This is a genomic window from Pseudomonas sp. SWRI51, assembly GCF_014268825.1.
Taxonomy (GTDB): Bacteria; Pseudomonadota; Gammaproteobacteria; order Pseudomonadales; family Pseudomonadaceae; genus Aquipseudomonas; species Aquipseudomonas farsensis.
The window spans coordinates 105,937-116,304 of the sequence record NZ_JABWRG010000006.1; the positions used below are offsets into that span (position 1 = coordinate 105,937).

At 63.8% G+C, this 10,368-nt stretch carries 14 protein-coding genes; 3 read left to right on the forward strand and 11 right to left on the reverse strand.

The window, feature by feature from the left end:
* Nucleotides 1–5: 5 nt before the first annotated feature.
* Complete coding sequence (locus tag HU720_RS04125; RefSeq protein WP_186517484.1) at nucleotides 6–302, reverse strand: addiction module antidote protein; 297 nt, start codon at nucleotides 300–302, stop codon at nucleotides 6–8.
* On the reverse strand, nucleotides 299–595 hold the full coding sequence (locus HU720_RS04130; protein ID WP_186517486.1) for a type II toxin-antitoxin system RelE/ParE family toxin: 297 nt from the start codon (nucleotides 593–595) through the stop codon (nucleotides 299–301). Before HU720_RS04130 ends, HU720_RS04125 begins: the two co-directional genes overlap by 4 nt.
* A gap of 241 nt (nucleotides 596–836) precedes the next feature.
* Here HU720_RS04130 and HU720_RS04135 point away from each other — a divergent pair, with 241 nt between their 5' ends.
* Complete coding sequence (locus tag HU720_RS04135) at nucleotides 837–1,730, forward strand: bestrophin family ion channel (protein ID WP_186517488.1); 894 nt, start codon at nucleotides 837–839, stop codon at nucleotides 1,728–1,730.
* A gap of 174 nt (nucleotides 1,731–1,904) precedes the next feature.
* On the opposite strand, the gene phnE is transcribed toward HU720_RS04135, so the two are convergent.
* The 4 genes from phnE to HU720_RS04155 are packed head-to-tail and all read right to left on the reverse strand — an operon-like array spanning nucleotide 1,905 to nucleotide 5,135.
* Nucleotides 1,905–2,672, reverse strand: coding sequence for a phosphonate ABC transporter, permease protein PhnE (phnE, locus tag HU720_RS04140; protein ID WP_186517490.1), 768 nt, complete (start codon nucleotides 2,670–2,672; stop codon nucleotides 1,905–1,907).
* Nucleotides 2,669–3,496: an ABC transporter permease subunit gene (locus HU720_RS04145; RefSeq protein WP_186517492.1), complete on the reverse strand. Its 828-nt coding sequence runs from the start codon at nucleotides 3,494–3,496 to the stop codon at nucleotides 2,669–2,671. Before HU720_RS04145 ends, phnE begins: the two co-directional genes overlap by 4 nt.
* Nucleotides 3,490–4,284: an ATP-binding cassette domain-containing protein gene (locus HU720_RS04150; protein ID WP_186517495.1), complete on the reverse strand. Its 795-nt coding sequence runs from the start codon at nucleotides 4,282–4,284 to the stop codon at nucleotides 3,490–3,492. Before HU720_RS04150 ends, HU720_RS04145 begins: the two co-directional genes overlap by 7 nt.
* Entirely contained in the window at nucleotides 4,281–5,135 is an 855-nt protein-coding gene (locus HU720_RS04155) for a putative selenate ABC transporter substrate-binding protein (RefSeq protein ID WP_186517496.1), read from the reverse strand. The genes HU720_RS04150 and HU720_RS04155 overlap by 4 nt, the downstream gene beginning before the upstream one ends.
* A gap of 117 nt (nucleotides 5,136–5,252) precedes the next feature.
* Here HU720_RS04155 and selD point away from each other — a divergent pair, with 117 nt between their 5' ends.
* Both selD and mnmH read left to right on the forward strand, forming a co-directional pair.
* The gene (gene selD, locus HU720_RS04160) at nucleotides 5,253–6,287 is read left to right on the forward strand and encodes a selenide, water dikinase SelD (RefSeq protein ID WP_186517497.1); all 1,035 of its coding nucleotides are present in this window, start codon (nucleotides 5,253–5,255) and stop codon (nucleotides 6,285–6,287) included.
* Nucleotides 6,287–7,390, forward strand: coding sequence for a tRNA 2-selenouridine(34) synthase MnmH (gene mnmH, locus HU720_RS04165; protein ID WP_186517498.1), 1,104 nt, complete (start codon nucleotides 6,287–6,289; stop codon nucleotides 7,388–7,390). The genes selD and mnmH overlap by 1 nt, the downstream gene beginning before the upstream one ends.
* Before the next feature lie 33 nt (nucleotides 7,391–7,423).
* On the opposite strand, the gene HU720_RS04170 is transcribed toward mnmH, so the two are convergent.
* The 5 genes from HU720_RS04170 to HU720_RS04190 form a co-directional block, all read right to left on the reverse strand.
* Nucleotides 7,424–7,810: a lysozyme inhibitor LprI family protein gene (locus tag HU720_RS04170; RefSeq protein WP_186517499.1), complete on the reverse strand. Its 387-nt coding sequence runs from the start codon at nucleotides 7,808–7,810 to the stop codon at nucleotides 7,424–7,426.
* Nucleotides 7,811–7,850: 40 nt separating this feature from the next.
* Nucleotides 7,851–8,390, reverse strand: a complete 540-nt coding sequence (locus tag HU720_RS04175; protein WP_186517500.1) for a hypothetical protein — start codon at nucleotides 8,388–8,390, stop codon at nucleotides 7,851–7,853.
* 66 nt (nucleotides 8,391–8,456) lie between these two features.
* Nucleotides 8,457–9,020 carry a GNAT family protein gene (locus HU720_RS04180; RefSeq protein ID WP_186517501.1) on the reverse strand — a complete coding sequence of 188 codons (564 nt, stop codon included), beginning with the start codon at nucleotides 9,018–9,020 and terminating at the stop codon, nucleotides 8,457–8,459.
* Between the two features lie 319 nt (nucleotides 9,021–9,339).
* On the reverse strand, nucleotides 9,340–9,588 hold the full coding sequence (locus HU720_RS04185) for a DUF3077 domain-containing protein (RefSeq protein ID WP_186517502.1): 249 nt from the start codon (nucleotides 9,586–9,588) through the stop codon (nucleotides 9,340–9,342).
* Nucleotides 9,585–9,830 carry a hypothetical protein gene (locus HU720_RS04190; RefSeq protein WP_186517504.1) on the reverse strand — a complete coding sequence of 82 codons (246 nt, stop codon included), beginning with the start codon at nucleotides 9,828–9,830 and terminating at the stop codon, nucleotides 9,585–9,587. The genes HU720_RS04185 and HU720_RS04190 overlap by 4 nt, the downstream gene beginning before the upstream one ends.
* Nucleotides 9,831–10,368 lie beyond the last annotated feature (538 nt).

Here is a 10,368-nt window from a genome sequence, read left to right on the forward strand (position 1 = left end):
TTTGCTCAACCACCCAAGGCGTGCGGCTGTGCCGAGAGATCAAGGCCCAATGCACGAATGACTTTGAGCACTGTGTCAAAGCGAGGCTTTGCGCCAGGGCCGAACGCCTTGTAGAGGCTTTCGCGGCCCAGGCCTGTCTCCTTCGCGATTTGCGACATCCCCCGCGCCCGAGCGATGTGGCCCAGCGCGCGGAGTATCTCGTCAGTATCGCCATCGGCAAGCACCTGGCTCAGGTATTCACTGATCGCTGCATCACTATCGAGCAACTGCGCCATGTCGAACGGGATGAGTTTCTCGCTCATATCAACTCCTTGGCCAGCGCCCTTGCCTTGAGGATGTCGCCAGCTTGTGAAGACTTGTCCCCGCCCACCAGGAGCAGGACCAACCTGTTGTTCCGGGTGATGAAGTAAACCCTGTAGCCGCCGGAGACATCGATACGCAGTTCGCTGATCCCCCCGCCGACCGGTTTGCAATCGCCTGCATTGCCCAACGAGAGACGCTCGATCCTCCGGCCTATCGAAAGCCGTGCGCGCAGATCACGCAGTTGGGCCAACCATAGGGAAAAGCTCTCCGTTTGTTCAATTTCATAGCTCACCGGACCTCCCCGACTGTATCCTAACGAATACAAACAATCAACGTTCAGGATCGCTGTACAGCAGATCCCCACCAACCCGGAACACTGCCTTGATCACGCAAACAGAGGCATCCAGCCGCTTCCCAGTCTCACGTGGTCTATTTCCCTATTCCCCGTCCCCCATTTCTTGTTACACCCCCGCCGTGAACCCCAACCGCGTCCGTGGCGTCGGATAAAGCACCACCGCTTCGAGACACCCCTTGTGAAAAACCTCCTCATCCGCAATTTCCGCCTGGCCCACAAGACCATCAGCTACATCGGCTGGTCACTGTTCTGGCTGCTGATCTGGGACGTGCTGGTCACCATCGACTTCATGCTGTTCTTCAACAGCAAGTTCAGCCTGCCGCTGATCCCATTGACTTTGCTGGGCTCGGCGCTGGTGGTGCTGGTGAGCTTTCGTAACAGCAGCGCCTACAACCGTTGGTGGGAAGCGCGCACCTTGTGGGGGGCGCTGGTGAACAGTTCGCGCAGCTTTGCGCGCCAAGTGCTAACGCTGATCGACGACCCGGACGATGGGCTGAACCCGGTAAAGGCCACGCTGCTACGCCGGCATATCGCCTATGTGAACTGCCTGGCGGCGCACTTGAAGAACGAAAAATGCCCGGACGAGTTGATCGCGTTCATTCCGCCGCAGGAATTCGAGCGGCGTAACCGCTCCAACAACTTTGCCAATGACATTCTCGGCGGCTCGGCGGCCTTGCTTGCGCGGGAGTATCAGGCCGGGCGGCTGGACAGCATTCGCCTGGCGCGGCTGGAGTCGACGCTGGTGGACCTGTCGAACGCACAAGGCGGCATGGAGCGCATCGCCAATACGCCGCTGCCCTACCCTTACGTGTATTTTCCGCGGCTGTTCATCACCCTGTTCTGCCTGATCGTGCCGGTGGGGCTGGTGGAATCGCTGGGCTGGTTCACCCCGCTGGCCTCGACCGTGGTGGGCTTCATGCTGCTGGCGATCGAGCGCATCGGCACCGACCTGCAGAGCCCGTTCCGCTCCAGCGAGCATCAAATCCCCATGGACACCATCTGCGAGACGATCGAGCGCAACCTGGATTCGATGCAGCGTGAATCGCAGTGCGAGGAGCAGATGGTCAAGTAGGCGGTCAACGGTGCGGGCCTCACTCGATCTTGTGTAGGAGCGGCCTTGCGTCGCGAAAGGGCCGCAAAAGCGGCCCCGGCGATATCAGCTTGAACTATAAATCTGGGGCGCTACGCCCCCCTTTCGCGACGCAAGGCCGCTCCTACACAAGACCGTGCCGGCCTAAACCAGCGCTCAGGCCCGTACATACCGCTGGCGCAATACGTCACTGAATGCATCCACCAACAACACCAGCACCAGCATGGCGATGATCACCGTGCTGGCCTGTGCCTCCTGGAACAGGCTGAGGGTGGTGTAGAGCATCTGCCCCAAGCCACCCGCGCCGACAAACCCAAGCACACTGGCCATGCGGATGTTGTTTTCCCAGCGATACAAGCTGTAGGCCAGCAGCTGCGGCCAGAGGTTGGGCAACGTGCCAAAGCAGAACGCAGCCACCTGGCTGGCGCCCTGCAAGCGAATGGCCGCAGCCGGCTCGGGTGGGGCGTTTTCCAGCGCTTCGGCAAACAACCGCCCGAGCACGCCTGCGGTGTGCAGCGCCAACGCCAGGGTGCCGGCATTCGGCCCAAGGCCTGCAGCCAGCACTGTGAGCGCCGCCCACACCAACTCCGGGATCGCCCGCAGCGCATTGAGCAGCAGCCGCGCGGCGCCTTGCAACGGCCAGCCGAAACGCCCAGCCGCAGGCAGTGCCAGCAACATGCCGAGGACCATCGCCAGCAAGTTGCCCATGCCGGACATCGCCAGGGTTTCCAGCGCGCCGCGCCCCACTGCGCGCAAATGCTCGGGCGACAGGTCTGGGTGCATGAAGCGCCCGGCGTACTCGCCCATTTGCGCCAGGCCGCCGTTGCCGACCAGCGCCTGCAAGTCCAGCTCCAGAAAGGCGAACGATGCCGCTACCGCCAAGGCAATACCCAGCAGCACCAGCCGGTTGATCAGCCGGCTCATGCCAGCCTGCCGCGCAGCAGACGGCTGAACAGATCAGCGAGCATTACCAGCAGCAAAAATGCCAGCAACATACTCGCCACCTCCGCCCCTGCGAACATGCGCATCGACAGGTCGATCTGCTGGCCCAGGCCGCCTGCGCCGACAAAGCCCATCACCACCGAGGCGCGCACCGCGCATTCCCAGCGGTACACGGTATATGACACCACTTCGGCTGCGGCATTGGGCAGAACGCCGTAACAGAACGCCAGCAACCGCCCACTGCCCGCCTGCAACAACGCATGGGCCGGGCGCTGGTCGACCGACTCGAAGATTTCGGCGTAGACCTTGCCGAGCATGCCGCTGTAGGTAATGGCAATGGCCAGCACCCCGGCCGTCGGGCCCAGGCCTACTGCGCGTACGAACAGCAGCGCCCAGACGATCTCCGGCACGCTGCGCAGAAACACCAGCACGCCGCGCACCGGCATGCGCAGCACCCGCGAGGCCCAGCCCGGCCTGCCGCCACGCGACGCCGCCCGCAACGACAGTGCGCGGCTGGCCAGCAGGCTGGTCGGCACCGCCAGCAGCAGCGCCAGGCTCATGCCGGCCGTGGCCACCGCCAGGGTCTGCAAGGTTGCCTGCCATAACAGGGCAAGGAAGTCGCGGTCGTGCGCCGGTGGCCAGAAGCCGCTGACGAAGCTGCCCATCTGCTGACGGTTTTCGGCTTGCAGCAGCACACCGGGGTTCAGCTCGCTCAGGTGCAGCCCCGGCCATAGCAGCGCCAGGCACACCACAGTCAACAGCACGCGGGGCAGCGCTGCCGGGTCGCGGTCAGCGGCAATCAGCATCGCGGAATCTGCACCGTCAACGCTGGGGCGCTAACCACCGGCGCTGCCAGATGCTCGTTGGCATACAGCGCCTGCAACAAATCGTCACCGACCGCGTGCGCCGGGCAATCGAACATCACCTGCCCTTCACGCAGGCCGATCACCCGAGGGAAATGCGCAAGCGCCAGCTCCACCGCGTGCAGGCTGGCGACCAGCGTCAGGCCCCGTTGCTGGGCATGGCGGTTGAGCAGCGCCAGGCTGTGCACGGCCAATACCGGGTCCATGGCCGACACCGGCTCATCGGCCAGCAGCAGCTCAGGGCGTTGATACAGCGCACGGGCGATGCCGACCCGCTGCAACTGGCCACCCGACAGCTGCCCGCATTGGGCGAATAGTTTGTCCGCCAGCCCAAGCTCGGCCAGCGCCTGGCGCGCACCCGGCACATCGCCTGGGTGCAGCAGGTTGAGCAGACCGCGCAGCGTGCCCCACTGCCCCAGCCGCCCGGCGAGCACCGCCGTCACCACCCGTTGCCGCGGCGGCAGCGGCGGCGCCTGATGCACCAGCGCCACCCGCGCGCGCAGGCGCTGGCGGGCGCCGGCAGGCAGCGCCCAAGGCTGCGCGCCAAGCAGTTCAAGCTGGCCGGCACTGGGCTGCACGGCAGTTGCCATCAAGTGCAGCAAGCTGGACTTGCCCGCCCCGGACGGCCCGATGATCGCCACCCGCTCGCCTGTTTCGATGCGCAGGTCGACGGCACTGAGCGCCTGCACCTGGCCATGGCGCAGGCTTGCCGCTTGCAGACAGATACTCACTTGAGCAGGCCGGCCTCGCGCGCTGCCTGTTCGGTGCCCTGGTAGTTTTCAGGCTTGGTCTCGATGAAGCGGCTGGCCGCCTGCAGGTCGAGGATGGCTTTGTCGGCAGGCTTGGCCGGGTCGAGGGCCAGGAACGCCTGCTTGATCTTGTCCTTGAGCGCCGGGTCCATGTTGCCGCGCACGGTCCAGTTGTAGTCGTAGTAGGTGGGCGTGGTGGCAAACACCTTGACCTTGCTGGTATCGACCTTGCCGGCATCCACCAGTTTTTGCCAGACGCTGGCGTTGAGCACCCCGGCATCCACCTTGCCCGCCGCCACCCAGGCCACGGTAGCGTCGTGGGCGCCGGAATAGGCGACGCGGCTGAAATAGCTCTCGGGCTTGATGTTGTCTTCTTTCAACATGAAGTAACGCGGCATCAGGCTGCCCGAGGTCGACGAGATCGAGCCGAAGGCGAACGTTTTGCCCTTGAGGTCGGCCAGGCTCTTCACATCCGGGTTGGCGGTGATGAACTTGGAGGTGAACTGCGCATCCTGCTCACGCTGCACCAAAGGCGTGGCGGTCGGGTCTTTGAGGTGCACCTGAACAAAGGTGAAACCACCCAGCCAGGCCAGGTCCAGGCGGTTGCTGGCCAGCGACTCGACCACGGCGGGGTAGTCGGCCACCGGCACGAACTGCACCTTCATGCCCAGTTTCTGCTCCAGGTATTCACCCAGCGGCTTGAACTTGCGCAACAGCTCCGTCGGCGCCTCGTCGGGGATGGCGCTGACCCGCAGCACATCGGCTGCCTGGGCGACAAATGCGCAGCAGGACAGAGCAAGGCCGGCGGCGAGCGCCAGAGGGCGTTTGAGCATGGGAGTTCTCCGATTCTGGAACAAAGGCTTTAGCGCGTAATCGGGGAAGTATAAGAGCCACGGGCACAAAGGCCAGCTTTGCTACAATCGCGCCAATCATTGTAGGTAGAGGTGCGTATGAACGAGCCGATTCGTCTGACCCAATACAGCCATGGTGCCGGTTGCGGGTGCAAGATTTCCCCCAAGGTGCTGGACGTGATCCTGGCCGAAAGCGGCACCCAAGCCCTGGACCCGAACCTGTGGGTGGGCAACGCCTCGCGTGACGACGCCGCGGTCTATGCCCTGGATGACGAGCGCGGCGTGGTGTCGACCACCGACTTCTTCATGCCCATCGTCGATGACCCTTACGACTTCGGCCGCATCGCCGCTACCAACGCCATCAGTGACATCTATGCCATGGGCGGCGACCCGCTGATGGCCATCGCCATTCTCGGCTGGCCAGTCAATGTGCTGCCGCCAGAAGTGGCCCGCGAAGTGATTCGCGGCGGCCGTGCGGTGTGCGCAGAAGCCGGTATTCCGCTGGCGGGCGGGCACTCCATCGACGCCCCCGAGCCGATCTTCGGCCTGGCCGTCACCGGTGTGGTGAGCAAGCGCCACCTCAAGCGCAACGACACTGCCCGCGCCGGCAGCACCCTATACCTGACCAAACCACTGGGCATCGGCATCCTCACCACCGCCGAGAAAAAGGCCAAGCTGCGCGAGCAGGACCAGGGCCTGGCCCGCGACTGGATGTGCACCCTCAACACCCCCGGCAGCCGCTTCGGCAAGCTGGCCGGGGTGCAGGCCATGACCGACGTCACCGGCTTCGGCCTGCTCGGCCACCTGGTGGAAGTCGCCGAAGGCAGCGGCGTGACCGCACGCCTGGACTTCGCGGCAGTGCCGCGCCTGCCAAGCGTCGACTATTACCTGGCCGAGGGCTGCATCCCCGGCGGCACCTTGCGCAACTTCGAAAGCTATGGCCACAAGATCGCCGCACTGAGCGACTCGCAGAAACACCTGCTGTGCGACCCGCAGACCAGCGGTGGCCTGCTGGTGGCGGTCAGCGCCGAAGGTGAAGCCGAGTTCCTCGCCGTAGCCCGCGAGCTGGGCCTTGAGCTTGCGCCCATCGGCACCTTGGTGGAACGACAGACCCACGCAGTCGAGGTGATTTGATGCGCCCCGACTGCACCGAGTTGCACCGATTGTTCGTCGACGATGTGCCGCTGATGGACATGCGCGCCCCGGTTGAATTCGCCAAGGGCGCCTTCCCCGGCGCAGTCAACCTGCCGCTGATGACCGATGACGAGCGCCACAAGGTCGGCACCTGTTTCAAGCAGCAAGGCCAGGCGGCGGCCATCGCCCTTGGCCACCAGTTGGTCAACGGTGCGGTCAAGCAACAACGCCTGGAGGCCTGGGCGGCGTTCGCCAAGGCCCACCCCGACGGTTACCTGTATTGCTTTCGCGGCGGGCTGCGCTCGCAGATCGTCCAAGGCTGGCTGAAGGAAGCCGGCATTCATTACCCGAAAGTGGTCGGCGGCTACAAAGCCATGCGCACCCTGCTGCTGGAAACCACCCAGCAGGCCGTGGCACAGTGCGATTTCGTGCTGCTGGGCGGGCTGACCGGCACCGGCAAGACCGATGTGCTGCTCAAGCTCGACAACGTGCTCGACCTCGAAGGCCATGCCAACCACCGCGGCTCCAGCTTCGGCAAGCGGGCCACCGCGCAGCCGGCGCAGATCGACTTTGAAAATGCCCTGGCCATCGATGTGCTGAAAAAGCGCCAGCGCGGCATCGAGCAGTTCGTGCTTGAGGACGAAGGCCGCATCGTCGGCAGTTGCGCAGTGCCGCTGGAGCTGTACAAGGGCATGCAGCAGTACCGCCTGGTGTGGCTTGAGGACAGTTTCGACAACCGCGTGCAGCGCATCCTGCGCGACTATGTGATCAACCTGAGCGGCGAATTTGTCGCGCTGCATGGCGAAGAGAGCGGGCCGCAGCTGTTTGCCGAGCGCATGCGCCAGAGCATGGCCAATATCCACAAACGCCTGGGCGGCGAGCGCTTCCAGCGCTTGTACGGGTTGCTGGAACAGGCGCTGGACGAGCAACTGCGCAGCGGCGACGTGGGCCTGCATCGGGGCTGGATCGAAGGGCTGCTCAATGAGTATTACGACCCGATGTACGCCTATCAGCGCGAGGCCAAGGCCAGCCGCATCGAGTTTGCCGGCGATGCCCTGGAGGTTCGCGAGTACCTGAAGGCGCGGGCCGAACCGCGACCTTGATACCGGGCTCGTGTAGGAATGGTAGCAAGGCCACTACTGCCCCGGGCTAAGCACCCGCTCAAGCTCGGCAGCGCGTGTTTTGCTCAAGTCCATCACGCACATCGCCCCCTCGATCCGATACAGGCTGCCGTCACTGAGGTTGCGGTGGAACGCGCAGTTGCCATCGCGGTAGGCAATCCATTTGCGCTGCACCTCGCGCAGGGCTTTTTGTTGGCCAGGGGCAAGCTTGGCCAGCAATTGTTTGTACACCCGGTTCAGGCGCTCATCCTGCAATTTGGTCTCGGCCTGGATACAGGCACCCATGGCTGTAGTGCTGGAGGCGGTGTCCATGCATTGGGTGTAGGTCGACGAATAGTCGTCGGCCTGGGCGCTGGCCAGGCCAAACAGCGCAATGGCGCCAATCACATAACGGGGCAGCATGACGAATCCTTTTCCAGGGCAATAGCCATGCAGCCTAGCATCACAACGCCTGCTGCGGCGCAGGCGGGCGCATCACCTTGTTCGGCTCGAAACGCAGCGACGGCATTTCGGTGGCCGCATAGAACGCCAGCCCGATAGCCGCCATCAGCGCCACATCCAGCCAGCGCCAGCCGGGCACTTCATTGGCGTGCCTGGCCTTGTAGCACCACCACAGCTGCCCGGCGCAAAACGCCACGATGGCCGCCAGCCACAGGTAAAAGCCCACACCAAAGCCGACCACATTCTGGAAGTCATAGCTCTGGTTGTCCGGCAACCGTTCCACGCCAAGGCTGCTTACTGCCAGGTACAACGCCGCCAGGCCGCACACCAGCGCCAGCTTTCGAAATTTGCGGTGGGCCAGTATGGCCAGCGCCAGCAGGGGGTTGGCGAACCACTGGTACTCACCCAGGGTGATCCCCCAGGGGCCATAGATAAGGATCTGCAACGCGGGCATGTGCCGCCCACTGGCCATCAACACGGCGTCGAAGCCCAGGCTCAGCAGGTAGATGCAGAGGCTTAGGGTCAGGTAGAAAGCGGGCAAGGGACACACCAGAGCGAACGGGACAGGCTGCGACCTTAACCCAGCCACTGCCCCGCCTCCAAACCTTCACGCAACCGGCGGCTCCAGCAGCAGCCCGTACATGCCCGAGTCAGACAGTTCGCCGGCCACGCACCAGCGTGCGCGCAAAGTGCCTTCGAGGACGAAGCCCTGGCGCTCCAAGGTACGCGCCGAACCCTGGTTGCGAGGGTCGATTTCGGCCTCCAGGCGGCGCAGATGCAGGGTGTTGTGCAGGTAGTCGATGAAGCAGGTCAGCGCTTCGTCCATGTAGCCGCGGCCTTGCGCAACGCGGGCCAGGCAGTAGCCGATCTCGCCGCGGCGCGAGGCGTCTTCGAGGTTGAACAGCTGGACCATGCCGATCAGCTCGTCATTATCGCGGCGGTACATGCCGAGTTTGAGCAGTTGGCCACTGGCGTAGGCTTCGCGGTCGGCGGCCAGGGCGCTTTCGGCCTCGGCCAGGGTTTGCCACGGGGCGTGATACCAGTAACGCATCACTTCCGGGTCAGCCATGATGGTCAACCATTGCTGCGCATCGCCATGGCGCATGGGGCGCAGTTGCAGGCGGGGGCTTTCGAGGCACAAGTCGCTGGAGAAACTGCGGGGTTCGGGCACGCCGGGACTCCTGTCCGATGTGGGAAAGATGACAGTCTAGCGTCAGCGGCGGTTTGCAGGTACCCGTCGAAAGACGGAGGGTATAGCCCAGGGCCTTGAGAGATCCCTCACGGCCTCATGCTGAACGCGTGCGGGGAACTCTTGGGTTTTGTACAGGCCTTTGCTGGCCTCATCGCAGGCTAGCGCCAGCTCCCACAGAGACCGTGCCCGGCCACGATATCGAGGTCTGCCCCGGTCCCTTGTGGGAGCTGGCGTCAGCCTGCGATGAGGCCGCAACAAGCCTGCACCAAGCGCTGCGCTACCCATGTTCTCGTGACGGCTAGCTTCTGCGCCGCATGCCGCGCTCCAGGTCATTGATCAATGCCTTGGCCATTGCGCTCAGGATGCGCGCAGCGCTGCCGGCCAGTAGGTCGCTTTCCAGTTCGGCCTCGGCGGTCAGGTGACGGATGCAGCCCAGCAACACCGACAGCTCGTCGAACGCGCGCTCGAACGGGATGCCCGGCTTGATGCAGAACAGGTCAAGGAAGGTTTCGGCACCTGCGGTGCCACAGGACCGGGGCTCGTTCATAGGGATGCCTGCTCGGCAACGGCATGGTCTACCAGCACGATGACTAACTGTGAAAGAACGATGGCGGTGTCGAGCGTGCTTTGCGAGCGGTGCTCTGGGGGGCATTGGGCGTAATCGTGGACGGTGGTTGCCAGGGTGTCCATCAGCGTGGCGGCTTGGGCCATGGCTTCGGCGGGTGGGAGGGCGTTGATGATTTTCAGGTAGTGGGTTGGGCAAGGGGGATCTGGTACTAGTTTTTTCATGGTGTCTCCTAGTAACTAATGGAAACAACCACCTCCATCCTTCTCACAGACAAGGGTGGCAGTCGTACGCATGGTGAGAAGACCGTGTAGACACCATCAAGCCACGGCCGGGCGAAAGCCCGCACGCGCACGACTGCCATAAAATGGAAAGCCAGATGGTGGGTTACAACGGGCTTCTCACACCCGGTCGCCAAATGTGACGACCCCGCGAAGTTAACCCCGGTGTCTTTCCCCGCCAATTCGGCGATTTCCGACAGGGGCGTAGGATAGGTCCGAATGGGTTTGGGACTGAAGGATTTGGTTTCAGTTTGGGAAATGTCTTACAGAGGGGGCGGGGTGGCGGCGGGATGTTCGGTTTGAGGTGGCGTCAGGGCTTACAGGTGTCCGCCATGGGCCTTTCAGCGCCTATCAGATCGAGCGCCGCCCGCGCGGCGCATCGCAGGCTATCTTACACAGAGCTCGCCCATCCCATATCGATGCCGTCTACGCGGTCAGTGTAGGAGCGGCCTTGTGTCGCGAAAGGGCTGCGGAGCAGCCC